24 protein-coding genes are annotated in these 24052 nt (G+C 34.5%); 15 read left to right on the forward strand and 9 right to left on the reverse strand.

The features are described from left to right. Positions 1–37: 37 nt before the first annotated feature. Complete coding sequence (locus LF20184_RS00460; protein ID WP_056945213.1) at positions 38–2290, reverse strand: L-type lectin family protein; 2253 nt, start codon at positions 2288–2290, stop codon at positions 38–40. Positions 2291–2651: 361 nt separating this feature from the next. Between LF20184_RS00460 and LF20184_RS00465 the strand changes: the two genes are divergently transcribed. Next, positions 2652–3095 (forward strand): MarR family winged helix-turn-helix transcriptional regulator, encoded by a 444-nt coding sequence (locus LF20184_RS00465; RefSeq protein WP_010019064.1) that lies wholly within the window; start codon positions 2652–2654, stop codon positions 3093–3095. A gap of 42 nt (positions 3096–3137) precedes the next feature. Here LF20184_RS00465 and nrdF read toward each other — a convergent pair whose 3' ends face one another. Genes nrdF through nrdH form a run of 4 tightly spaced genes read right to left on the reverse strand, consistent with a single transcriptional unit; the run spans position 3138 to position 6938 of the window. Next, entirely contained in the window at positions 3138–4163 is a 1026-nt protein-coding gene (gene nrdF, locus LF20184_RS00470; protein WP_056945214.1) for a class 1b ribonucleoside-diphosphate reductase subunit beta, read from the reverse strand. A gap of 13 nt (positions 4164–4176) precedes the next feature. Further along, positions 4177–6354, reverse strand: coding sequence for a class 1b ribonucleoside-diphosphate reductase subunit alpha (gene nrdE / locus LF20184_RS00475; protein WP_099240369.1), 2178 nt, complete (start codon positions 6352–6354; stop codon positions 4177–4179). Further along, a complete protein-coding gene (gene nrdI, locus LF20184_RS00480) occupies positions 6335–6706 on the reverse strand; it encodes a class Ib ribonucleoside-diphosphate reductase assembly flavoprotein NrdI (RefSeq protein ID WP_029606469.1) in 372 nt (123 codons plus the stop codon). The genes nrdE and nrdI overlap by 20 nt, the downstream gene beginning before the upstream one ends. Position 6707: 1 nt before the next feature. Next, positions 6708–6938, reverse strand: a complete 231-nt coding sequence (nrdH, locus tag LF20184_RS00485; RefSeq protein ID WP_010019058.1) for a glutaredoxin-like protein NrdH — start codon at positions 6936–6938, stop codon at positions 6708–6710. A 265-nt stretch (positions 6939–7203) separates the two neighbouring features. Between nrdH and LF20184_RS00490 the strand changes: the two genes are divergently transcribed. Further along, the gene (locus tag LF20184_RS00490; protein WP_010019057.1) at positions 7204–7830 is read left to right on the forward strand and encodes an LVIS_2131 family protein; all 627 of its coding nucleotides are present in this window, start codon (positions 7204–7206) and stop codon (positions 7828–7830) included. Between the two features lie 129 nt (positions 7831–7959). Next, complete coding sequence (locus tag LF20184_RS00495; protein ID WP_056945215.1) at positions 7960–8889, forward strand: hypothetical protein; 930 nt, start codon at positions 7960–7962, stop codon at positions 8887–8889. A 42-nt stretch (positions 8890–8931) separates the two neighbouring features. On the opposite strand, the gene LF20184_RS00500 is transcribed toward LF20184_RS00495, so the two are convergent. Next, entirely contained in the window at positions 8932–9141 is a 210-nt protein-coding gene (locus tag LF20184_RS00500) for a hypothetical protein (RefSeq protein ID WP_010019054.1), read from the reverse strand. Between the two features lie 84 nt (positions 9142–9225). On the opposite strand from LF20184_RS00500, the gene LF20184_RS00505 reads away from it, so the two are divergent. The 3 genes from LF20184_RS00505 to rpiA all read left to right on the forward strand — a co-directional run bounded on the left by LF20184_RS00505 (position 9226) and on the right by rpiA (position 11883). Further along, positions 9226–9783 carry a guanylate kinase gene (locus LF20184_RS00505; RefSeq protein ID WP_010019053.1) on the forward strand — a complete coding sequence of 186 codons (558 nt, stop codon included), beginning with the start codon at positions 9226–9228 and terminating at the stop codon, positions 9781–9783. A 214-nt stretch (positions 9784–9997) separates the two neighbouring features. Further along, complete coding sequence (locus tag LF20184_RS13120) at positions 9998–10720, forward strand: C40 family peptidase (RefSeq protein WP_010019052.1); 723 nt, start codon at positions 9998–10000, stop codon at positions 10718–10720. Between the two features lie 500 nt (positions 10721–11220). Further along, positions 11221–11883, forward strand: coding sequence for a ribose 5-phosphate isomerase A (gene rpiA, locus LF20184_RS00515; RefSeq protein WP_010019051.1), 663 nt, complete (start codon positions 11221–11223; stop codon positions 11881–11883). A gap of 57 nt (positions 11884–11940) precedes the next feature. Here the strand turns inward: rpiA and larC are convergent, their stop codons facing one another. Genes larC through LF20184_RS00530 form a run of 3 tightly spaced genes read right to left on the reverse strand, consistent with a single transcriptional unit; the run spans position 11941 to position 13712 of the window. Beyond that, on the reverse strand, positions 11941–12717 hold the full coding sequence (larC, locus tag LF20184_RS00520) for a nickel pincer cofactor biosynthesis protein LarC (protein ID WP_133278246.1): 777 nt from the start codon (positions 12715–12717) through the stop codon (positions 11941–11943). Further along, on the reverse strand, positions 12710–13183 hold the full coding sequence (locus tag LF20184_RS00525) for a DUF1893 domain-containing protein (RefSeq protein ID WP_056945216.1): 474 nt from the start codon (positions 13181–13183) through the stop codon (positions 12710–12712). The genes larC and LF20184_RS00525 overlap by 8 nt, the downstream gene beginning before the upstream one ends. Continuing rightward, positions 13173–13712, reverse strand: coding sequence for an ECF transporter S component (locus LF20184_RS00530; protein WP_010019047.1), 540 nt, complete (start codon positions 13710–13712; stop codon positions 13173–13175). The genes LF20184_RS00525 and LF20184_RS00530 overlap by 11 nt, the downstream gene beginning before the upstream one ends. A gap of 350 nt (positions 13713–14062) precedes the next feature. On the opposite strand from LF20184_RS00530, the gene LF20184_RS00535 reads away from it, so the two are divergent. From LF20184_RS00535 to LF20184_RS00575, 9 genes are all read left to right on the forward strand, one after another. Then, complete coding sequence (locus LF20184_RS00535) at positions 14063–15088, forward strand: LacI family DNA-binding transcriptional regulator (protein ID WP_010019046.1); 1026 nt, start codon at positions 14063–14065, stop codon at positions 15086–15088. Between the two features lie 17 nt (positions 15089–15105). Next, a complete protein-coding gene (locus tag LF20184_RS00540) occupies positions 15106–16221 on the forward strand; it encodes a class II fructose-bisphosphate aldolase (RefSeq protein ID WP_010019045.1) in 1116 nt (371 codons plus the stop codon). Then, a complete protein-coding gene (locus LF20184_RS00545; RefSeq protein WP_010019044.1) occupies positions 16221–17090 on the forward strand; it encodes a triose-phosphate isomerase family protein in 870 nt (289 codons plus the stop codon). The genes LF20184_RS00540 and LF20184_RS00545 overlap by 1 nt, the downstream gene beginning before the upstream one ends. Then, positions 17090–18550: a lactate racemase domain-containing protein gene (locus tag LF20184_RS00550; RefSeq protein WP_010019043.1), complete on the forward strand. Its 1461-nt coding sequence runs from the start codon at positions 17090–17092 to the stop codon at positions 18548–18550. Before LF20184_RS00545 ends, LF20184_RS00550 begins: the two co-directional genes overlap by 1 nt. 100 nt (positions 18551–18650) lie before the next feature. Beyond that, positions 18651–19445, forward strand: a complete 795-nt coding sequence (locus LF20184_RS00555) for a sulfite exporter TauE/SafE family protein (protein ID WP_010019042.1) — start codon at positions 18651–18653, stop codon at positions 19443–19445. 233 nt (positions 19446–19678) lie between these two features. Then, entirely contained in the window at positions 19679–21115 is a 1437-nt protein-coding gene (locus LF20184_RS00560) for a glycoside-pentoside-hexuronide (GPH):cation symporter (protein WP_010019041.1), read from the forward strand. Between the two features lie 42 nt (positions 21116–21157). After that, a complete protein-coding gene (locus tag LF20184_RS00565) occupies positions 21158–22030 on the forward strand; it encodes an aldose 1-epimerase family protein (RefSeq protein ID WP_029606467.1) in 873 nt (290 codons plus the stop codon). 92 nt (positions 22031–22122) lie between these two features. Then, entirely contained in the window at positions 22123–23295 is a 1173-nt protein-coding gene (locus LF20184_RS00570; RefSeq protein ID WP_010019039.1) for a diphosphate--fructose-6-phosphate 1-phosphotransferase, read from the forward strand. Positions 23296–23332: 37 nt separating this feature from the next. After that, entirely contained in the window at positions 23333–24046 is a 714-nt protein-coding gene (locus LF20184_RS00575; protein ID WP_268869548.1) for a sulfite exporter TauE/SafE family protein, read from the forward strand. The last annotated feature ends 6 nt before the right edge of the window (positions 24047–24052 follow it).

Here is a 24052-nt window from a genome sequence, read left to right on the forward strand (position 1 = left end):
AATAAGCTATGCGATGAAGAATGCATAACTTATTTTTTTATTGATTAGCAATTGAATCCAATAAGATCCAACTTATAACGCCGTTATACTGACCAGCGGGACTTACGTTATTATCTAAGGATAACAGGATTCCATTTTGATTAGTCCATGGCAAGGTGATGTTGTTTGTCTCCGTTGAATCATCAGTTTTAGTATATTGAGCAATATTTGTAACGTTATTCAAATTTATAGGATGACTGTCAGGTGTTTCTTTAAAAATTAAATTGCCATCAAAAGGTTTTTTAGTGGCCGAATTGATTAGTTGAGAGGCTGAGGCTTGAACAATCCAACTGGCTCCTTTTTCACGGCTGTCGATGACATGGACATTCCAATCGTCGATTCTTGGCACTAATTTATTTTTATTACCAAAGTTGATATTTTGGAATTTTACATTGCTGGAAACTTCTCCAAAAGAAACTGTTCCACCAAATTGAATTGTTCGTTCCAAAGTATTGGTCTGACCGAGAATTCCAGAATCATCTTTAACGTAAAATGAAACGGGAGTGGAGGATTCATTTAATTGGGAATTAGGGATGTTTAGAGTGAAATCTCCAGCTGTATCGATAAGTCCTTTTTGGGCGATGTAATCTTGGCTACCAATTTTTTGATAAACGGTAAGTTTAGTTAAGTCAACGGTGCTTGATCCTAGATAATTAACGTGAGCTTTGATCTGGGCGTCTTCACCTTTTTTAACCTTAATAATGTAAGGGGTAGAACTTTCGAGCGTGATAGATTTAGGATCGATAACAAATGAAGGTACATCGGTATCGGTAATTAAATTATCCCCGTCAAAGTGGGCGTGAGCAGATGGCACGGTTAAAGTACTAGTTGTAGTTTTGGCAGCTTTACCATGAAGAGAAATTGTGGCCGTTCGATTATCTTTATTTAAGGTTTGGAGCAATTGGTAATTTAAATGTCCTGGATCAGTAGTATCAGCAAATACGCTATCAGGGATGGTTTCTTTTTTGCCATTGGCATAGTTGATTTCGCCACTGGTAAAAGTCATGTTTTGAGGTACTTGCATTCTAGTTTTGATATTGGTCCACTCTCTAGTCCAACCGATATATTTTAAATTGTAATTGTAAGTAATATCATCATTGGCGTTAACGTGACCACCAGCTTTTACTTCGGTGTTTTCAGTGTCGTTGTGAATATCAGAAGTTGCCTGAGCATCTACGAAGGATGGTAAAGATTCGAAGACTAATAGATTGTTTTCAGTGTATTTACCAGTTGATCCCGTAAAACCCCAATATAATTTGCCGTCAGTACTCTTGAATTGATTAGTGTCAATAACGGTTGAAGCTGTTTTAGTCGAATTAGTTGGTGTTCCGTCAGGATTCTTATCATCATATTTGTAGGTAATAGTTCCAAGGTTGCTGTTGGTGGCAGGTTTAGTCCATTGAATTGTTAAATGATGCCAATTGTTATCGACTAAATTTAGACCATCGGTTGCAGCCAGATGCAGCATAGTAAAATAATTTTTAGTTGCAGGTCCAGTGCTAGTATCGCCAGCAGTTTTTTTTATAGAGTTATGAAAATAGGTATTTATTGGAAAAGTTCCATCAGAGGGATTCCCAGGATAACCAATGGCGATGTGTTGACCGTTAATTCCTTGGGCATCAAAGGAGACACCTTCTCCAGAAATATCTTTATAAGTTGTTAATTTGTTGACGAAGGTATCAAATTCAATCGCCAAACTATTTTGGACGGCATTTTTAGCAATGTTAGCGGGGTTAGTTTCATTCCAGTCCCAATCTGTTCCCCAAACACCTAAAGTTTCACCATCACCGGGCACGATTGTACCATCTTTATCTTTTCCAAGTGAATGAGCATTTGTTCCTCTTGGATCATTGTGCATGACAAAAGCCATTCCATCACCAGGGAAGAGACTGTCAGGATAGTTTGAATTTTTGTATGAACCGAAATAAAGCCACGTAGAGGCAGTTTGATTTTCATTAATATTGAAGAAATTATCTTCGGATAAATTACTCCAAATCCCCCCAACTTGATAGTTGGTATTAGTCATTTTGATAACACTAGTATTTAAAGTAGCAGGATTAGTTGAACTAACAATTTCGGCTGAATTATTCTTGAAATTGGCTTTGGTAAAATCTTGATCACTCCAATGTAGCCCTTTAGGGGTAGATTCTAGAGCTTTTTCATAGTTAGCTTGATTACCTGCATCGATGACACTGTTAGTGGCAGTAGGGTCGGTAGCCGCAAAAACAATTTGGTTCAAAGTGGAAATCATTAATAAACCCTCAAAAAAAATAAATAAAGAAATATAAAGTATATTTGATTTAATTTTATGCTTATTCATAATAAAACCCTCACATCAAAGACATTTCGTCATTATTCATTCAGATTGTAACAGGTTTGTGAATAATAGTTACTGTTTTAGCATAAAATAACCATTATATTATGATATAAAATATATTAAATAAAAGTATAAAAATATATCATTTATATTGTTAAACAAAATAATTATTTACTGATATTTTGATAAAATGACTTTTTGGAGAACAATTAAATTGTACCAAATCAAATTATTTACAATTTCTTTACAAAGGAATAGAATATGGACTATAAATTAATGATAAGGAGGCGTGGTTATGCCTGATATAAACGTAAGTCGGCCAATCCCTCTGAATGATCACTTGTGTTTTTCTTTATATGCGACATCACGTGCAATTCAGAAATTGTATCATGATGGGTTGAGTGCGAATGGACTAACTTATCCGCAATATTTAGTTTTAGTGGCTCTGTATGAATATAAAGAATTAACAGTTAAGAAATTAGGTGCGTTGTTGTCCTTGGATTCTGGGACTTTAACGCCACTTTTGAAGCGTTTGGAAAAAGAAAATCTAGTAATTCGTGAACGTAGCAAGTCGGATGAACGAGTAGTTAATGTTCATTTGACTGATACGGGAATCAAAAAGCGTGAATCCGTTAATGATCTCCCTAAGATTATGATTGAAAAGAGTGGATTCACCGATGAAGAGTGGAATACTTTAGAAACTCTATCTAAGAAAATGTTTAAGAATATTACTGACTAAAAAAATAACGTCATTCCTGTGAGTGCAGGAGTGACGTTATTTTTATTTTAATTTTTTAACTTTATCAAAGAGAGAACTACCATTAGGTGTTTTGTTGTCGCCAGTTCTTCCAATGTCGTAATCAGAATCCTTCATAGCTTCAACTTTACCCATCAAGTAACCATTACCAACTTGTGAGAAGAAGTCGTGGTTGCTAGTTCCGGTCGAGATACCGTTCATAACGATAGGATTGACGTCTTCAGCATTTCCATCAGGAAATAGTGGCTCTTGACCAAGGTTCATCAAGGCTTTGTTAGCGTTATAACGCAAGAAAACCATAACTTCATCGACCCAACCAACTTCTTTATAGAGGTCACGGGTATACTTTTCTTCATTATCGTAAAGTGTATACAGTAAATCGTACATCCAGTCTTTCATTTCGGCTTTTTTATCATCGCTTAATTCATTAAAACCGAGTTGGAATTTATAACCGATGTAAGTTCCGTGGACGGATTCATCACGAATAATCAACTTGATGATTTCAGCAACGTTAGCTAGCTTATTATTGCCTAAATAGTACAAAGGTGTGTAGAAACCTGAATAGAATAGGAAACTTTCTAGGAAAACACTAGCAACTTTCTTTTGAAGTGGATCGCCGTTTTGATAGATGTCATTGATGAATTTAGCTTTCTTTTGTAAATATTCATTATGGTCGGTCCAATCGAAGATCTCTTCAATTTCTTCGGCACTGTTCAAAGTACTGAAGATAGAAGAATAACTCTTAGCGTGAACGGACTCCATGAATTCGATATTATTGAAAACAGCAGTCTCAGCTTGAGTTCTAACATCTTTTAACATGGCTTGAATACCATCTTGGGATTGCAAAGTATCTAGTAATGTCAAACCACCAAAAACATGTCCAACGACTATTTGTTCGGCAGGGCTTAAGGTACGCCAATCGTCTAAATCATTAGAAAGAGGAATTCTTGTATCGAGCCAAAATTGTGAAGTTAACTTTTCCCAAGTTTCCTTGTCGATTTGGTCTTCAAGCTTGTTCCAGTTCATTGACTTGTAATATGTATCAACCATTAAAAATTTCCTCCTAGATTGAGCAGCTTTCGCATTCGTTGCTGCCGATTTCGTCATTATTTTCAGTGAAAGTTCTGACGTAATAGAGTGACTTGATACCTTTGTAGTAAGCGTAATTACGCAAAATACTTAGGTCACGAGTTGTTTGTTTAGTTTCAGTGGCGCCTTTCCAATCATACAAACCAGCAGGAATTTCAGAGCGCATGAATAAGGTCAAACTCATTCCTTGATCGATGTGTTCTTGAGCTGAGGCGTAAGTATCGATAACTTCACGCATGTCAGTGTCATAAGCTGATTTGTAGTACTTGATCGTATCGTTACTTAAGAAAGGAGCTGGGAAGTATAGCTTACCATTTTTCTTTTCTTGGCGTTCTTCAACTAGACGAGTTACTGGTTGCAAACTGGCACTAGTATTGTTGATGTAAGAAATAGAGCCAGTTGGGGCAACAGCCATTCGATAAGCGTTGTAAAGGCCATCTTTAGCAACATTTTCCTTCAGGTCAGCCCAATCAGCTGTTGATGGAATGAAGATATCTTTGAAGAGGTCCTTAACTGTATCTAATTTTGGAGCGTAGCTGTTAGCCAAATATTTGTCGAAATATGAACCGTCAGCGTATTTAGATTTTTCAAAGTTAGCAAAAGTTTCGTGACGTTCTTTAGCAATATTGTTACTTTCAACTAAAGTCCAGTAATTGAGCAACATGAAATAAACGTTGATGAATTCGATTGCTTCGGGTGAGCCGTATTCAAGGTGGTGGCAAGCTAAGAAAGTATGCAAGCCCATGGCACCCAAACCAATAGCGTGACTGAGTTTATTTCCATTTTCAACTGGAGGAACGGCGGTGATATTTGAGGCGTCACTGACAAAAGTAAGTGCTCGAGTCATGGAACGGATTGACTTACCGAAGTCGGGACTTTCCATCATATTTAAAATGTTAGTTGAACCGAGGTTACAGCTGACATCAGTACCTAATTTCAAATATTCTTGAGCATCATTCAATTCAGAAGGAACTTGGACTTGTTGAATTTCGGTACAAAGATTACTCATGATAACTTTACCGTCGATAGGGTTAGCACGATTGACAGTGTCGATGTTCAAGACGTAAGGGTAACCAGATTCTTGTTGAAGTTTACTGATTTCGTCTTCTAGTTCACGGGCAGGAATCTTATATTTCTTGATACGGTCGTCGTTGACCAAGTTGTCGTATTCTTTAGTGATATCGACGTATGAGAAAGGTACACCGTAGACTTTTTCGACTGAATAAGGGCTAAATAAGTACATGTCAGCGTTGTTACGAACTAATTCGTAATATTTATCAGGAACGATTACGCCAAGGGATAGAGTCTTAACACGGACCTTTTCATCGGCATTTTCTTTTTTAGCAGATAAGAAGTCGATGATATCAGGATGGAAGACGTTCAAATAAACGGCTCCGGCACCTTGTCTTTGGCCTAGTTGATTACTGTAACTGAAGCTATCTTCGAGCAATTTCATGACTGGTAAGACACCGGATGATGAATTCTCGACACCTTTGATAGGTGAACCAGATTCACGCAAGTTAGACAAAGTAATCCCCACGCCACCACCGATACGTGATAGTTGTAAGGCACTGTTGACTGTTCGACCGATGCTGTTCATGTCGTCAGTTACTTGCAATAGGAAACAAGAGACGTATTCGCCACGACGCTTTCTGCCGGCATTCAAGAATGAAGGTGTAGCGGGTTGATAACGCTGAGCAATCATTTCTGTGGCTAAGGCTTTGGCTAAATCTTGATCGCCATTGGCATACAAAAGGGCATTAAAAAGAATCCTCATTTCGTAATTTTCCAAATAAAGGTCGCCATCATTTGTTTTGAGAGCGTACTGGTTGTAAAACTTGTATGCTGCCATAAATGATTGAAATTGGAAATGTTGATCTAATAAGTCGTGGTATAAGTCTTCGATAAATGCTAAAGGATACTTATCAATGACGGGCTTTTCGATGTAGTCGCCATCAATTAGAAAATCAATGTGGTCTTTGAAAGTATCGAATTTTTTCGTATTAGGTTGAACATTTTCTTTAAAGAAGGCTTGAACTGCTTCTTTGTCCTTATTCAAAGGAATCTTGCCATCAACGGGGATGTTGATTTCGTTATTCAATTTGAAATAACTTAGTTTAGTTGCATCGAGGTTATTTAATCCCAATTTCATTCACTACTTTCTTAAAATTTTCGACATCTTTAGTTGTTCCGTTGAATTCAAATTCGAAGACGACAGGAACATTCAAAGCGGCAGCGATGTCTTTGGCTGTATGGTTGTAGAGGGTGTTGAAGTTGCGGTTTCCTCCACCAGCTACGCCGACGCAGTTTTTGGCGTTATCTTCATATTGAAGAAAATCGATCACTGGGTCCATCATGTCGTCGTCATAAGAAGGCACGATGAGAATAAATGACCGACCCATTTTATAAAACGGATCGGCATCGGTTATTTCATATCCATCTATTCCCAATTTCTCAACAAAACGCTTAGTTTGGCCAGTGATAGAGTAGTAAGCTAAGTTCATTTTATCCAACTAGTTCCTTCAAGCTGTCTGGACGGAAACCGACGATTGGGTCCATTGCTTCATTCATAACGACAGGAACACTTTGGAAACCTTGTTGCTTTAGGGAATCAAGATATTGTGGATCTTGATTGATATTTCTTTCTTCAAAAGGTACGTTATGTTCCTTTAGATATCTTTTAGTCATGCGACATTGCATGCAATTGTTTTTGCTATAGACGATTACGTTGTTCATAGTATTACTTCCTCTCATATTCTCATTTAGTATAATCATTAAAAAATATAAACACAATATATTGTGCTCGTTGTAACGGATGTATACACGATATAGCGTGGTTATACTGTCATTACAAAAAACGCGCAAACTAGTATGCCCACACAATTTGTATCGTTTTGCATCTCTATTTCAATTATTTTTTCGATTCGTGGTAAAATTAGCGTAATGACTATTATAAAGTTATGAAGTGTTTAAGACAATTAATTTTAGTTGGGAGAAGACTATGAATTCTTGGAATTTTGTAGGAATTATAGCGTGGATCATTGTAATTGCGCTCTTAATTTTTGTTGTATTCAATATTAGAAATCGTCATTTAAATATTTTAGTTGTTAAAAAGGGAAAAATTACTTGGAAGACGATTTTGACAGATCTACTAGAAATTGTAGTAATAATTTTAATGGTCAGTGGGCTCTTATATACGAGTTTATTTACAAGAGTTGATTTGACTGATAAGGAAGCTGTGTCAGTATCTTACAAGTATGATCCGATGATTGTACAGACGACTGATGACGGTCAAGGCTACTATGTAAAAATCGATAAGAAGCAATCCAACTCCAGTACCGATGTATATCAATATTGGTTGAACAATACGACTTATACAGTTTCTAGTCGTGATTCAACTATTTCAGATGCTACATTGCCATTTACGGTTTCAGGTATCCATTTGGATTGGCCAATGAAGAAGATTAAAAAACTAGATTCTAAATATCAATATGCTTACGTAATAACTGTACAAGCTAAATATAAGAATAATTTCATTAATGGTTTAGGTTTGAAAGCTAACCGTTATGCGATGGAATATCGTGTTTTGAGGGTTCCAGCCAGATCGTTTATTGAAGTTGAAAAATAATTGAGAAATCCCACTAGATTGTGTTCTAGTGGGATTTTTATTCGATTTTGATATAAATAGTTATTTATGGTAAAAATTCTCGTACCTCATGCTAGACTATTGTTTATCTTGACGCGAGAGGGATTTTGAATGAGAAAGAAGTGGGGTTTAGTAGTAATGATTGCGGTATTTTTTGTTGGGGGATGTTCGCAAGTAAAGCATCATCCACAAAAGAAACCTCAGGTCATTAAAAAGAGTACCGAGCAGACTTTAAATTTTACCAAGGGAATTCCAGACCAACTCCAAAATACTTATTATCAATATTCTAAAAGTAATCGTTCAGATGAAAGTGACCAATTGTCGGAATTGACGATCAAAGATAATGAAATATTGCTCAACGACTTAGCTAGTGGTCAAGAAACTGATGAATTATCTGACGTTTCATATCGTCATTTGAAAAATAATACTTATGTACTATACAATGGTAATCTGTTTCAAAAAATTCGTTTATTGGATAATCAGGATTTGGAGTTATTCGATAGTAATGATGATTATCAAACGGCTCTAAAAATCTTAGATAAAGAATTGTATCACTTAGGCTCTTTGCCGGTTGATTTGCGTTTATCCCCCAAAGATTTGGATAATAAATATTACGTTAATAGTTTGGATTTTCGCGATTATATTAGCTTCAATACAGGATATCGAAATTCTTACGAGGCAATAGTTCAGAGTGACGGTTCGCTACAGTTTCCACGTTATTTTCATCCAGAGATTTTGATTAAGAGTAGGAAGTATGTTTTAAAAACGTTTAATCTGAATGATATTACGGCTGAACATGAGGTTACTTTTTCTAAAATATCAGCTACTTGTTTAAAAGATGATCTGACGAATCAATTGTATTATTTAGCGGAGAATCCCAAAGAGCAGGCTTTAAAAAAGATGGGGATTGCAGATTCAATTACTGAATATCATCAATCAAAAGATAACAAAGAGAAATCTAAGACGTATGATTTTGCAGACGACCGAGATGACGATTATTATGATACTTATGATGACTTTGATTTAAACGAAGGCGACTAAAAAAGCAGTATTCCCAAAATGGAAACACTGCCTAGGTATTAACTATTTAGCTTTTTTGATCTTTTTGATGCTGACAACAATCTTATTATTCAATTCCATCTTGTTAGAGTTGTCTTTAGGATCGTTTTTCACAATTTCCATCAAAGCTGAATGTTCATAGATCTTTTCAACTTTACCTTGGAATGGATAATCCATATCTTCATCAACGGAGCAATCGTAAACATTACCAACTTTTAGGTCTTCAATTTTCATATGTAAAGTCTCCTCGGATTAATTAATTAACAGATTAGTATAATAATATAGTAGAAGAAATATTTCAAATTATAGGAGTCCAAGATGGATAAAAAGATTATTGTTATAACGGGTGCCAGCGGGACCGGCAAGACTACCATTAGTAAATATCTGCAAGATACTTATCATATACCAAGTGTTATTACTCACACTACTAGATTACCACGTGCGGGCGAAAAAAGTGGGATTGACTACTATTTTGAGACAAAAGAAAGTTTTGCAAAGAATCATTATCTAGAAAAAGTCGAGTATAGTGGCAACTGGTATGGTTCTTCAGAAGAAAGTCTTAATAAAACTTGGGAAAAATATGATGCAGCTAGTATTGTTGTCGACACTAAGGGAGCTATCTCGTACAAAGAGAAGTATGGCAAAGATGCAGTAGTGATTTTCTTAGAAGTCGATTTGGAAACTGTGACGAAACGTCTAGAGAGTCGTGGGGATGAAAAACATCGACTCAAGGCTCGAATCAACAGTGATGAATTCCAGCGAGATCTGCAAATTCCTAGTGAATTATCAGGCAAATGCTATAAGATTATTAACAAAAATATCGAAAAAACCAAAGAAAACGTCAACAAAATACTAAAAATCGAAAAAATCGGTTAATATTTAATTTCACAAGAAAGCGCTAATCATTGATATATCAGTGATTAGCGCTTTTTATTTTGTGAATAACAAAGTGTAACATTCTTATACAATTGTTGTAACAATTCTGCAATATTCATAGAGTATTATATTCATCGTTGAGTGATAAGAGAAATTAATAATTAATAAAAACTTAAAAATTAAAAAAAGTAAACCATTACGGGGGATTTCAATTTTGAATACAAACGTTAAAAAAAGTCTAGTTTCATTTACAGCAGCTGCAGCATTAGCAGTTACAGGTTTAGGTCTATCAAACGCTACTACAACTAAAGCCGCAACACAAATTGTTAAAGACAACGTTCCTTCAGTTGTAACAACAAAGAACATGTCAATGCTTTATACATCACCATCATCAGCAGCTAAGAGTGCTGGTCGTGCTTTGGCTTCAAACAGCTCATGGCGCGTTGGTGAAGCTGCTAGAGATGACGAAGGTAACATGTGGTACCTTGTAGCTACAAACGAATGGGTTAAGGGTAGCGACGTAACTGCACAAACAGCTACTACACAAGCTGCTGCTGACACAAATACAAACACTGCTTCAACTTCTGACAGTGTTATCAGTACTGCAAAGCAATACTTAGGTACACCTTATGTATGGGGTGGTAAGACACCTTCAGGTTTCGACTGCTCAGGTTTCACATCATACGTATACCAACAAGCAACTGGTAAGAGCATCGGTGGTTACACAGTAGCTCAAGAATCTGCTGGTACACAAGAAGCTGTTTCTCAAGCATCAGCCGGAGATCTATTGTTCTGGGGTAGCAAAGGTTCAACTTACCACGTAGCTATCTACTTAGGTAACAACCAATACATCGCTGCACCACAACCAGGCGAATCAGTTAAGATTTCAACAATCTCAGGTTACTTCATGCCTTCATTCGCTGTTAAGGTTCTATAATATACATTCAAAATTAAAATCATTCGCATTGGATCACCTATTTGGGTGGTCCTTTTTTGATGGAGAAATTCCCATAGCTAGGCAAATACTCAACATCTGACCGTATCTCTCCACCCTCTATTCAAGAATTCTTCACATTTTATTACAAATTTATTCGTATTTGTAAGTTATTATTTAACCATAGTCAAAAAGCAAAGAGGTGACCGGATGGTTAGATAACTTCCTGAATAGAGATAACCCTTTTAAAAAGATAATTATTGAAAACAATGAATAGAAGATAAACCCTTAAAACATATATAAAAATTTAATCCCCTAAAAATAACTTCAAATATCTCCCCCCTAATAGATATGAAGTCAATTACAGAGTTATTCCCCGTAACTCTCAAAGAAAGAAGCGATATTTATCATACTTATGAATATCACATTAGCTTGCCTATTGGCAGGCTTTTTTTTCGTCTAATTGGTAAAATGTAACTGAATTAAAAAATAAGGAGATTATCATGGAAAAGTTAATTGATTCAGCTTTAAAAATGATTGAACCAAAGATGACTGTTAGTTTTGGGGGTGGACGAACGGTTGGTAGATTGATTCGTGCAGTTAAGGATAGTCAATTAGATATTAAGATTGCTAGTCCTTCTGAAGCCACTAGAGCGCTATGCAAGGAGTTGGATTTGCCAGTAACTTCATTGGAAGAGGTAACTACTTTTGATTTAGCCTTCGATGGTTGCGACAGCTTGGATCATCATTTGAATGCTTTGAAGAGTAATGGTGGAATCCATGTTTTTGAAAAACTTTATGCTAACTTGTCCAAACGCTACATTATTTTGGCTCCAGAGATGCGTTTCACTAAAGTTTTAAATCCAGATATTCAATTAACTTTAGAAGTTTTGGACTTAGCTATGCCACAAATTATCGCTGCAGTCGAAAAACTTGGTGGTACGGCCAAAATTCGTCAATCGAGTGATATTGCTGGAATGGTTCGAACAAAGAATGGTAATGGTTTACTAGATTGTCACTTTGATGATTGGTCTTACATCGATGAAATTGACGCCGAATTGGGATCAATGGTCGGTGTGATGGGAACTTCTTATTTTAAAGATATTGTGACAGATGCACTTTTAGCGACTGATGATGATGTAAAGCACGTGAAAAAAGAGATATAAAATAAACGCCTCATATTTATTAGATTTTTGTCTATCTAATAAATATGGGGCGCTTTTTTAGTAAAGAATGCATTTTACGAATGTCGGTTTATTGAACTCTTTTTGTCCAAATCCTATTCCAATTTTTTTAATGTTATTTTTACTGTAATTCCAATTCATATATTCTGATGTGATTTTTTTTAGGACAGCGACTCCGGTGGGAGTACATAATTCACCATAAATATCAGAATGAAAATTCGGAATGTCTTCAAGAATTTTTTTTGTTGCAGGAGCGGGTACGGAGAATACTTTTTGATTGTATTTAACTTGTCCGTAACCAGTATTCACTGAAGATGCCACGATTGTTTCAATATCTAATATTTCTAGTAGTAGGCAAATATTAGTGATATCGATCAAAGCGTCAATGCTACCAATTTTATTGAAATGAATATCATGTTTTTTAGGAGTGTGATGGACAAAACTTTCGGTATCCATTAATAATTCAAAAATATCAATGACACGTTTTTTACTTTCTTTCGATATATCAAAATTTTTAATAACCTGATTGGGTTGTTTCTCATCTAATGAATTTTGTGGGATTTTTAATGAAGACAATTTTTTTTCATGGACGTCTTCACTGAATTCTTCTTGATTTTTATCAACGATAACATCGATTGTAGAACCGTCCATATCAAATTTATGTATACGACGGTAAGTAGTTTTAGTATTAGCCAATAAATTATTAGTGATTTTTAGAAAATTTTGTTGTTGTTCGTTATCCAATAGATCTAACAGGGCACTTGTCAGCATGTCGCCAGCAATACCGGTCGAGCAATCTATATATAATTTATTCACAGATTTTTTTAATTACTACTTTTTTTTTAAGATCTTGTAGTCTGTTGAGCAGAGCCAAAAATGCTTCTGCTGGATCATCGATATCCATAACAGATTGCTCAATAGGACAAATGCCTGTTCTAGTACGATTTTGAATCTTTTGAACGTAATTAACAAATCTAAAAGAACTATTTTTATTCAAAAGGTACTCAATTGCAGAATCACTCATAGTAAGTCCAACTATTTCATTAGCTTTACCTAGTATGGAAATAACTGCAGCGGCTTTACCGACGATTTTGTCGACAATGGTTGCTCCTTCGAAAAGATCTGGATAAGTCATATATGAATAAAGTATCGGTGAGATTCCCATACCTATTTCAATATGAACAATTTTTCCATCTTTTACTAAAACGCAAGATGCTTTATTTTGTTTGATTAAATCAAGTGCTTCTAAAATGACGGGTTCACTAATTTCTTTATTTAGCATAATTACTCTCTTTATTACTAATAGTTGTTTTCATTAGATGGTTGATAAATTTGGCTACTAAAGGACAAGCGATTAATTGGATCACGATACCTGGGATTCCCATTACTAAAGCACTGGAAACAGTCATATTCATAGCGTGACCAGAAATTTGAATCAAAATCCAAAGCATAGCAGAATAGGCAACCCAACCGCCAACAATTCCACCAATGGAAGAGATTAAAGTATTGAAATGTTTAGCAAATAGTCCAGCAAACATTCCCATGAAAATCAATTGAACAGCCATCAAAGGTAACATTGGATAAACGACAGGCATTCCAGTTAATAAACTAGATAATACTGGAACGATGAAACCAATAATTCCTCCGTATAAAGGACCACAAACTAGACCACCGATAATAATAGGTAAATGCATTGGTAGAATGATGGTTCCTGGAACCCCAAACATATGCGAAGTGAAGAATGGGATTATTAGTCCTAATGCAATCATAAGTGCTGCGATTGAAATTTTTTGTGCTTCTGTTCTTTTCATAAAAATCATCTCCAACAAATAATTTGTTTCTTTATGGTTTTTACTATAGCAAATTCGAAATAAAGCAAACTTTTTTGTTAAGCAAACGTTTGCGATAAAAATATTTAATTATTGGCATATGCCATATACAATCATAGATGAAGTAATCGAGAACTTTGATTTTTATTCAAGCGTTGAATATTTTCATTAGTTCAATAAACAGAAATTTACGATATAAATTATAAAAAAAGGTTTAGTAAAACGTTTGCATTCATTTTTCTTAATTTTGTTTTTTTTGCTGATAAACTTTTTGTTTGTAAGGGAGGCAAGCGTTTTTCTTATTATCTTTTAATTAAAAAAGGTGATGAAGTATGAGTAGTAGAGTGACTTTAAAAGATATTGCAGATATGGCAGGTGTTTCTGTTTCAACCGTTTCAAGAGTGTTGAATGGAACATCGGAGAAAGTAGCCAGAGATGAAGTAAAAGACAAGATTTTGGAAATTGCTAGAAATTATAAGTACATTCCTAACAAAACAGCGCAAAGTTTGCAAAAGGGAAATGTTTCTTCAAAAACTAAGCAATACAAGATCGGAGTGATTTTTGCCAGATTGGATAAGGATGATTACAATCCATTCTTTATGAAAATTTCTAGAACTATTACTAAGGAAGCAGTTAAAGCAGGCCATATAGTTGATTTCGTAATTTTATCAGCTGCACTTCGTAATAGTAGTGCTAAGGAATTTTTCAAGAATCATCCCGTAGACGGAGTAGTAATTTTGGGAAAATTTGATCAATGGTTATTGGACAAAGTCAAAATGAATATTTCGTCTTACATATATGTTGGCTTGAACAAACTACTTTATAGCAATTTAGATCAAGTTGTTTGCGATGGATATTCAGCTGCTGTAACTGCGGTCAATTATCTAGGTGATCAAGGTCATAAAAACATTATGTATCTAGGGGAGGTAAGAGGAGAAGGAAGATACAAAGGATACATGAACACGATGAAATTCCTTGGACTAGAGACCCCTAGAGATGCGATTGTTGAGTGTAGATTTACGATCAAAAGCGCATATTCTGCAATATTAAAGCATTATGATCCCAAATATACCGCAATCTTTTGTGGAAATGATATTTCAGGAATCGGCGCTATTCAAGCTTTATCGGAATTAAATTATAAGGTTCCTGATGATGTATCAGTCATTAGTATCGACGATATTGATTTAATTCAAGATTTCACACCTTTACTGACAACTGTTCATATACCAATTACTGAATTAGGAAGTATGAGCTTAAGAATGTTGTTAGAAAGAATTGAAAGAGTAAGAGACATCCCGGTAACGGTTCAATTGCCATATCAATTATTAGAGCGTCAAACCGTTAAATCTATTAAATAAATAGTTAGGAGAAAAATATGTTAATAAATGGAAATGCCTTTTTAAAAACGGCTGATAAATATCACTACGCACAAGGAGCCTTTAACGTAAATACAGAGGAACAAGTGGATGCAGCTATTCAAATTCACGAAGCATTAAGAGCACCATTATTCTTACAAGGTGCACAATTGGGAAATGCCTTTATCGGCGGAAAAGCTGATTTTAAAAATGGTAATCTTGATGACATTAAAAAAGGTGCCGATTTATTAGCTGATTATGTTGCCAAAAAAGCTGAAGTAGCAAGTATTCCTATCGCTTTACATTTGGATCATGGACTAACTTTTGATGTTGCTAAGGCTTGTATCGATAGCGGATATACATCAGTTATGATTGATGGTTCTGCTCATGAATATGAAGATAACGTTGAACTTACAAAGAAAGTTGTCGACTATGCGCATAAATACGGTGTAACTGTAGAAGGTGAATTAGGAACAATTGCCGGTGTTGAAGATCATGTTTTTGCTAAGAATTCCAGTTATACAAGTCCATTGCAAGCATTAGATTTTATCAATAAGACTGGCGTTGATTCACTAGCAATTTCTTATGGTACTAAGCATGGTGCTAACAAGGGAAGCGATATTAAACTTAGAATGCAAATCGTTACAGCTATCAAAGAAATCTTGCTTTCTGAAGGTATTGACGTGAACTTAGTTTCACACGGTTCTTCTACAATTCCACAATATATCGTTGAAGAAATTAATAATCTTGGTGGAAACGTTAACGGTACCGGTGGTATTCCTATCGAACAATTGAAGGTAGCTATTGGCTGTGGAATTAACAAAATCAATATCGATAGTGATATTCGTTTAGCAACAACTAGAAACTTTAGAGAATTAGGCAAGAAGAATCCAGAAGTCGTTACTGATCCTTCAACTGCAGGAATTTATAAGTTACTAGCAGAAAATGAAGCTGATATTGATCCTAGAACATTCTTGGCACCAGTAATGAACTTAGTTACAGAAAATAAAGCCGATACTCCAGCGCTAAAAGAAATTAACCGTGCAGTTAACTTGGGTACGCAAGAAATTATGGGTCAATTGATTGTTAACTTCGGAATGCTGGGAATGGCTCCTAAAGTAATGGAGTTTAAATAATGGGAAAATCATATATTCATGTAAATTTAAAAAGATTTGATATTTTAAAGTCTTTAGGTGGTGTAAATGATTTAGATTATTCCAATAGTTCAGACTGGTTTAATGTGATTGCCAATCAATTAACTAATAAGGTTAATCAATTCTCCCCACTAGATTACGAATTCGTTTTTTACATTCCTGAAGGCTACTTGATCTCTACATTAAATCGATTAGATTCAAAATCACAATTACAAATTGGCTGCCAGTCAGTATTCAGTAAAGATGTGGTTGGCAACAATAACATTGGAGCTTTTACTACTTATAGACCTGCTAGTTCAATGGCTTCTATTGGTATCAAGGATACAATTATTGGTCATAGTGAAGAACGTGCTTATGAATTAGAATTTCTAAACTCGGTTTCTTCAGATGAAGAATTAAACAAAAAAGCCATCCAAGAAGACTTGGAAGAAAAAATTATTAATGCGCAAAAAGTAGGTATGAACGTACTTTATTGTGTTGGTGAGAGTGCTGAAGAAAGAGATTCTGATAATTGGAAAGCGGTATTAAAAAAACAATTATCATTAGACTTCTCCAAAGTAGATATCGACAAATTAAAAATCGCTTATGAACCTATTTGGGCTATAGGTCCTAATAGACCAGTTCCATCAGCAGACAAAATTCAAGAAGTTGCTGAATACATTCATTCAATCATAAAGGATATTCCAATTCTTTATGGAGGTGGCTTAAAAGAAACAAATGCCTTAGATATTGCGGGATTACCAGATGTTGATGGTGGATTAATTGCTTTAACTAATTTCTCAGACAATATCGGCTTTTATCCAGAAGATTTTATAAAGATTGTAAAAAAATATGATGAAGGTAAAAAATAATGAAAAAATTTGAATTTGAATACGGTGCAGGCACAATGTCTGCCGAATTACCAGATAATACAGATGTTTTTGTTCCAGGAGTGACAGTTCCAGATCCTCCACATATACCAGAAGATAAATTGGAAGAAGCATATTTGGAATCAATCCATCATCCAATTGGCATGGATCCTTTAGATAAATTAGCTAATAAAGATTCTAAAGTTACTATTATCTTCCCAGATATCGTTAAAGGTGGAAATCAACCTACATCTCACCGTAAGGTAGCTATCAAAGTTATCCTTAATGAATTGAAGAAGATTGGTGTTAAACACGAAAATATCCTTTTGATTTGTTCTAACGGACTACATCCAAAGAATACAGAACAAGAAATTCATACTATTTTGGGAGACGACATCTTCTATTCATTCTGGCCAAATCAAATTAAGAACCATGATAGTGAAGATCCTGAACATCTAGTAGATTGTGGAACAGACCCTCAAGGAGATCGTGTTTTCTTAAATAAATATGTTTATGACAGTGATGTTGCCATCATGGTTGGTCATACTCAAGGTAACCCTTATGGTGGATATTCCGGTGGATATAAGCACTGTGCTACAGGATTGAATACTTGGAGATCAATCGCTGCCCATCACGTACCTAGCGTTATGCACAAGAATGACTTTGTGCCTGTAAGTACACACTCAACAATGCGCCACAAGTTTGACGAAATTGGTCAATGGCAAGAAAAGAGTATGGGTAAGAAGTTCTTCTGTTGTGATGCTGTTCTAGATACTCAATCACGTCAAATTGAAATTAACAGTGGTTGGGCAAAAGAAATGCAACCAGTAGCATGGAAGACTGCCAATATTAAAACTTATATTCCATTTGCTGAAAAGAAATATGACGTCTTAGTATTTGGTATGCCTCAAAAATTCCATTATGGAGATGGTATGGGAACAGATCCAATTATGCTAATGCAGGCCTTATCTGCCCAAGTTATTAGACATAAGCGTATTATGAGTGACCACTGTGTCATTATCTGTGCTTCTCTATGTAATGGTTTCTTTAATGAAAATCGTTGGCCATACATGCATGAATTGTATGATGATTGGTCAAACGATAAGTTGAACATGAATAAATTATCAGATATGAATCGTTTGGGTGAATACTACGCAACAAACAAGGAATATATCAGAAGATACAGATATACAAACTCATTCCACCCATTCCATGGATTCTCAATGATGTCTTGTGCTGGCTTGGCTGAAAAAGACACTTCTGCAATTTATATTGTTGGTGCGGAAAAACCTGGTTATGCACGTGAAATGGGCTTGAAGACTAGAGCTACTTTCGAAGAAGCACTTAAAGATGCTGAAGAGAAATATGTTGGCAAGAATCCTAACATTTTGGCTTTACCTAAGACATTCTCTACAATGGCTGTACATTTGATGATGAAGGATGAAGATCCAGAAATTCAATAAAATTTTTAAAAAGTTTCAAAAGAAGATGTCGTTAATTCGTAATTGAATTAACGACATTTTCATTAGTAGGGATTTATTTATCAGAAAGAAGTGAGCAAATATGTTAGTGACGAGTATTATTTATTTCTTCGTAGTTTTATGTGCCAATATCATTGGTTCCATGTCTGGGATGGGTGGAGGAGTCATTATAAAGCCAATAATGGATTCTTTGGGTCGAAGCGGCTTATTAGCAATTAATTTCTATTCCAGTTTTGCAGTATTCATAATGTCGATTGTGTCCACATATAAGCAGTATAAGAACGGGATAAATATCCAATGGGGACAAGCTCTAAGATTGGCTGTAGGCTCTATGATTGGTGGATATTTAGGCGATACTTTATTAGTGTTTTTGGTTAAAATCTTTGGCAATGAGAGCATCGTCAATATCATTCAAATCGTGTTGTTGATAATTACTCTGATCGTAGCGTTGATTTATACTCGACCATTGCATTTATCATTTATAGAAAAGCATATGAATTTATTTTTGTTCCTCAGCGGTATTCTCCTAGGAACTGTAGCAACCTTATTAGGGATTGGTGGGGGACCGATTAACGTTGCGTTGTTAGTTTCACTGTTTTCTTTCGCTCCCAAAATGGCCACGACCTATTCAATTATTACTATCTTCTTCTCTCAAATAACTAAATTGGCAAGTAGTATAGATATGATTCCATCAATGAATATCTCAATGATGAATATGATTTTTATCTTCTTCGCAGCTATTTTAGGTGGTTATTTTGGTGCGGTCATTAGTAATAAGATCAGTTCAAAATTAGTTCTATACATTTATAAAATTACGATTGTGGGCGTTTTAGTGCTTAATGTATTCAATATAACTAAGCTAATAATTCAGATGTAAATAATGCGAAATATTGAAGAAAACGTTTTCATAGGTTCTTGGAGATAACATTTTTTTTCAATATATAATATTCCTGAATTGAGAGGAGGACGAGGCACGGTAGTCTTTTGCTAAATAAATAATGAGGTTAAAGGTTATGCGTCAAATTAAAGAAAACGTTTTCATTAATATTTTGTTTTCAAAAACATTTTGAAGATATTATTAAGTCATTAATTGATAGGAAGGTGAAAGGAATGGTAATGAATCCCTCTTTAGAGGATAAAGATAAAACTGTAGAGATGACATCATTTCCTAAGGTTTTAACATTTAGAGAGAAGCTGGGATATGCAGCTGGTGATTTAGGAAATGGTTTTCTTTTTGAAATGGGTCAATTATATTTATTGAAATATATGACTGATGTGTTGGGTTTACCAGCCGTTAGTGCAGGTGGAGTATTTTTAGTAGCAAAGATTTGGGATGCATTTGCAGATATAGGTGTAGGTACAATAATAGATCATAGAAAGAAAATTGGTCCAAGAGGAAGGTTCCGTCCTTTTATGTTATGGGCAGCTTTACCTTTGGGTTTACTCTTAATTGCTAACTTTACGGTACCTGACTTTACGTTAAAGATGCAAGAAGTATGGTGTTATATCACATATATTTTATTTGGAACTGTATATAGTGTTTCTAATATTGCATATGGTTCTATGCAACCAACAATGACAAAAAATAACATTGAGAGATCTCAATTAGCAAGTTGGAGAACTGTTGGATCTAATATTGGTACTTTGGTTTCTACAGTTGCATTTATGCCAATAGTTTTATTAATGCCTAGTCCACATATGGGATATTCTACGGCTGCAATAATTTTTGCAATTGGAGGAATTACGTGTCAATTATTTTGCTATTCAAGTATTAAAGAAAGATATGAAGATGAAAAACAGCGACAAAAAGATTTTGCAGAACAATCTAAAGAAAGTACTTCTGAATTTAAAGAGATTATCAAGTCATACGGCTCTGTTTTTAAAAATGGTCCATTATTAATTCTTTGTCTAGCAAATCTCTTCTCATTTTCAGCGTTCAATGTTAAGCAAGCGGTACAATTTTATTTTGCACAATATGCATTGCATAATATTACTATTATTTCTTATATGGCATTCTTTACAATGGGTTCAGCCACATTGGCAGCTGTATGTATTCCATGGCTTACAAAGACAATAGGTAAAAAAAGTACATTTATTATTGGTTGTGTAATTTGGGCGATTTCTGATGGTATAGGTTATTTCGTAACTGGAGATGCCGTAGTTTATACGATAATTACAACAATTTCTTATTTTGGTTATGGACTTACTTCTGGTTTGAACTGGGCTTTAATATCTGATGTTGTGGAATTTGGTGAATGGAAAACACACGTTAGATCAGAGGGTATAGTTTATTCTTCATATACTTATTTTAGAAAATTGTCTCAAGCTGCAGCTGGATTGGTTCCTGGTATTGTATTAAGTGCTGTTGGATATGTTCCTAATCATGTACAAACTGCACAAGCAATTGCTGGTATTAGAGGATTGGTATTCATTTATCCCGTTGTAATGGCAATTTTAACAACTATTTTAATGTTCTTTTATCCATTAACAGAGGATAAATATACACAAATTATGAATGATTTAGAGAGAAGACATATTGAAGACTAATCACATTTATAAGTGAGTATTGAAGGGATGCGTTGTAAAGACATGCAGTATGAATTAAAAAATGATTTTCTAACGGTTAAAGTCTCCTCAGTGGGGGCAGAGTTACAGAGTATAAGAGATTCAAGTGATTTAGAACGTATTTGGCAATCTGATGAAAATATTTGGCCAAGACAAGCACCCATCCTTTTTCCAATTGTTGGACGCTTGAAAGATGATCATTATTATGTTGATGGTAAAGAGTATAAGATGACACTACATGGATTTGCGAGAGATGAGGAATTCACTTTGATTTCAAGTGAAGAATCTGAGTTGGCATTGAAATTAACTGATAATGAGTTTAGCCATAAGATCTATCCGTATAAGTTTGAATTAGAAGTAATTTATAGGTTAAAGGAAAAAGAATTAAGTGTTTCTTATATTGTGAAAAATATAGATAACAAAAAAGATCTTTATTTTTCTATCGGTGCACATCCAGGATTTGTTGTGCCATTCCAAAAGAAATTAAAATATGATGATTTTGAAATAACATTTAGTCCGCAAAAGAGTCGAAAGATGGTTCCTATGGTAGACCATTATGCTGACCTCAATAATAAATATGATGTTCCAAACCAAGATTTCCGATTAAGCAGAGAAAAATTTAAGGATGATGCATTAGTCTATGAATTGGATGATTCAACAGATATAACTATAAAAAGTGAACATGTAAAAAAAGAAGTAATTTTCAATACTGGAAATGCTAAGTATGTTGGTTTGTGGTCAACATATCCTAAAGAGGGGAATTTTGTTTGTATTGAGCCATGGTGGGGTATTGATGATACCTTAAATAGTGATAATCAATATGAACATAAAGCAGGTATAAATAAATTAGTTCCAGAAGAAAGTTTTAAAGCTCATTTTTCAGTGAAAATCATTTAGAAAACGCTTGCATTCATTTCTTACAAATATTAATAATATTCAATTAAGCTGAAAACATAATTAAAGAATAAGTTAGGAAGGAGTGAAAGAAAATGAAAAATAATTTGCTTGTAATTCATGGTGGTGGACCCACAGTTGTTTTAAATAGTTCTTTATATGGTGTAGTTATAGAATCACAGAAACACAAAGATATTATTGATAAAATCTATGGATCTAAAAATGGAGTCGAAGGGCTATTAAAAGATGATTTTATAGATTTAGGGAATAAGACAAGTAAAGAAATTGATTCTTTATTAACATCACCGGGTACTGCAATAGGTTCTTCAAGATATCCATTGAATGACGATGATTATGAAAAAATGGTAGATCATCTTATAAAGAATAATATCAAATATGTTCTTATGTCTGGCGGTAATGGAACAATGGGAACTTGTGGGAATCTGTCAAAATTATGTCAAAAAAGAAACGTGGATATTAAGGTTATTGGTATTCCTAAAACAATGGATAATGATATTAATATTATTGATCATGCCCCAGGTTACTTGAGTGCCGCAAAGTATATCATTCAGACTACACGTGAGATAGCAGCAGATATTCATTCATTGCCAATTCATGTATGCATTATTGAGGTTATGGGAAGAAATGCTGGATGGTTAGCAGCATCAAGTTATTGTTCTTCTAACGGAGATAGTTTACAACCAGATTTAATTTATGTTCCTGAGTGTGCCTTTGATGAAGAGAAATTTTTGAAGGATGTTAAAGCTATTTATGATAAAAAAGGTTATGCAACTGTAGTTGTTAGTGAAGGATTAAAGAATAAAAATGGTGATCCAATAGTTCCTGAAATATTCCGCCAAGGTAGATCAGTTTACTATGGAGAAGTTGGGAATTATTTAGCAAATGAGGTTATTAAAAAATTAGGGATTAAAGCACGGAATGAAAAGCCAGGCTTGGCTGGAAGAAGCTCTATATATTTACAATCAGATGTTGATAGGAAAGAAGCTGTTGAAGTAGGCAAAAGAGCTGTTATGGCAGTGATTAATGAGCAAACTGATAAAATGGTTGGTATTTTCCGGGAAGTGAATAATGGAGAGTATAGTGCAAAATATGATTTAGTGAACCTTGACGATGTTATGATGACGGAACGTAAATTACCTTCAAAATTTATTAATGAAGATAAAAATGGAATTACTTCAGATTTTGCTAAATGGCTTAATCCAATGTTATTAAAAACGGATTATTTTCCAATTGTAAATTTTAATTAGGCATTTTGAATATAATTTGATGTCTATAGAATTCTTGATGTGTGTGTTATTTATTATCTTTTTTTCTCACGTTGTACAGACAATGACAGGTTTTGCTGGATCTATGTTGGCATTGCCGTTCTTGACCTTAATTATCAGTTTGTCGGATGCAAAAGTTTTAATTACTTTAATTGGACTACTTTGGAGCATTTGGATTTTATATACAGATCATGAATTCATTGATTGGCATTTTTTATGGATAGTGGTATTTCTCATGACCATAGGAATTTCTATAGGAATGGTTATAGCAAATAAGGTTCCTACGAATTTATTATTAACTTTCATGGGAATAGTAATTATCCTGAATGCCATCTGGAATTTAGTTAAGAAAGACGTAAATAAAAAAAGCAGTATCCCCAAGAATTTGTTCTTTGGAATTGGGGCTGGAATTATGCAAGGTATGGTTTTAATGGGGGGACCTTTGGTAGTGGTGTTGGCTAATTCACATTTTAAAGACCGACGTTATTATCGTGCAACGTTAGCAGTTATTTGGCTAATAATTGATATTGTTTTACTATTATTTTTCCAATTAGATCACATGATTAGCCAAAAGTCGTTGTATTTAACAGGGCTATGCATTATTCCATTAGTAATATCAATCATCGTTGGAAACTATGTAAATAAATTTTTAGATAACTTAAAGTTCAATCGATTAGTAAATGGTTTATTAATAGTTTCTGGCGCAACAATTTTAGTACAAGTATTTGGTTAATAAATA

Source organism: Companilactobacillus farciminis KCTC 3681 = DSM 20184 (genome assembly GCF_002706745.1).
In the GTDB taxonomy this organism is placed as follows: Bacteria; Bacillota; Bacilli; order Lactobacillales; family Lactobacillaceae; genus Companilactobacillus; species Companilactobacillus farciminis.

Coding starts and splice junctions, on each gene's coding strand:
- LF20184_RS00460 (WP_056945213.1), bottom strand. CDS start 2,290: ATGATTTCCACTTTGAACCAAATTGTTTTTGCGGCTACCGACCCTACT.
- LF20184_RS00465 (WP_010019064.1), top strand. CDS start 2,652: ATGCCTGATATAAACGTAAGTCGGCCAATCCCTCTGAATGATCACTTG.
- nrdF (WP_056945214.1), bottom strand. CDS start 4,163: ATGGTTGATACATATTACAAGTCAATGAACTGGAACAAGCTTGAAGAC.
- nrdE (WP_099240369.1), bottom strand. CDS start 6,354: ATGAAATTGGGATTAAATAACCTCGATGCAACTAAACTAAGTTATTTC.
- nrdI (WP_029606469.1), bottom strand. CDS start 6,706: ATGAACTTAGCTTACTACTCTATCACTGGCCAAACTAAGCGTTTTGTT.
- nrdH (WP_010019058.1), bottom strand. CDS start 6,938: ATGAACAACGTAATCGTCTATAGCAAAAACAATTGCATGCAATGTCGC.
- LF20184_RS00490 (WP_010019057.1), top strand. CDS start 7,204: ATGAATTCTTGGAATTTTGTAGGAATTATAGCGTGGATCATTGTAATT.
- LF20184_RS00495 (WP_056945215.1), top strand. CDS start 7,960: ATGAGAAAGAAGTGGGGTTTAGTAGTAATGATTGCGGTATTTTTTGTT.
- LF20184_RS00500 (WP_010019054.1), bottom strand. CDS start 9,141: ATGAAAATTGAAGACCTAAAAGTTGGTAATGTTTACGATTGCTCCGTT.
- LF20184_RS00505 (WP_010019053.1), top strand. CDS start 9,226: ATGGATAAAAAGATTATTGTTATAACGGGTGCCAGCGGGACCGGCAAG.
- rpiA (WP_010019051.1), top strand. CDS start 11,221: ATGGAAAAGTTAATTGATTCAGCTTTAAAAATGATTGAACCAAAGATG.
- LF20184_RS00525 (WP_056945216.1), bottom strand. CDS start 13,183: ATGCTAAATAAAGAAATTAGTGAACCCGTCATTTTAGAAGCACTTGAT.
- LF20184_RS00530 (WP_010019047.1), bottom strand. CDS start 13,712: ATGAAAAGAACAGAAGCACAAAAAATTTCAATCGCAGCACTTATGATT.
- LF20184_RS00535 (WP_010019046.1), top strand. CDS start 14,063: ATGAGTAGTAGAGTGACTTTAAAAGATATTGCAGATATGGCAGGTGTT.
- LF20184_RS00540 (WP_010019045.1), top strand. CDS start 15,106: ATGTTAATAAATGGAAATGCCTTTTTAAAAACGGCTGATAAATATCAC.
- LF20184_RS00545 (WP_010019044.1), top strand. CDS start 16,221: ATGGGAAAATCATATATTCATGTAAATTTAAAAAGATTTGATATTTTA.
- LF20184_RS00550 (WP_010019043.1), top strand. CDS start 17,090: ATGAAAAAATTTGAATTTGAATACGGTGCAGGCACAATGTCTGCCGAA.
- LF20184_RS00555 (WP_010019042.1), top strand. CDS start 18,651: ATGTTAGTGACGAGTATTATTTATTTCTTCGTAGTTTTATGTGCCAAT.
- LF20184_RS00560 (WP_010019041.1), top strand. CDS start 19,679: ATGGTAATGAATCCCTCTTTAGAGGATAAAGATAAAACTGTAGAGATG.
- LF20184_RS00565 (WP_029606467.1), top strand. CDS start 21,158: ATGCAGTATGAATTAAAAAATGATTTTCTAACGGTTAAAGTCTCCTCA.
- LF20184_RS00570 (WP_010019039.1), top strand. CDS start 22,123: ATGAAAAATAATTTGCTTGTAATTCATGGTGGTGGACCCACAGTTGTT.
- LF20184_RS00575 (WP_268869548.1), top strand. CDS start 23,333: ATGTGTGTGTTATTTATTATCTTTTTTTCTCACGTTGTACAGACAATG.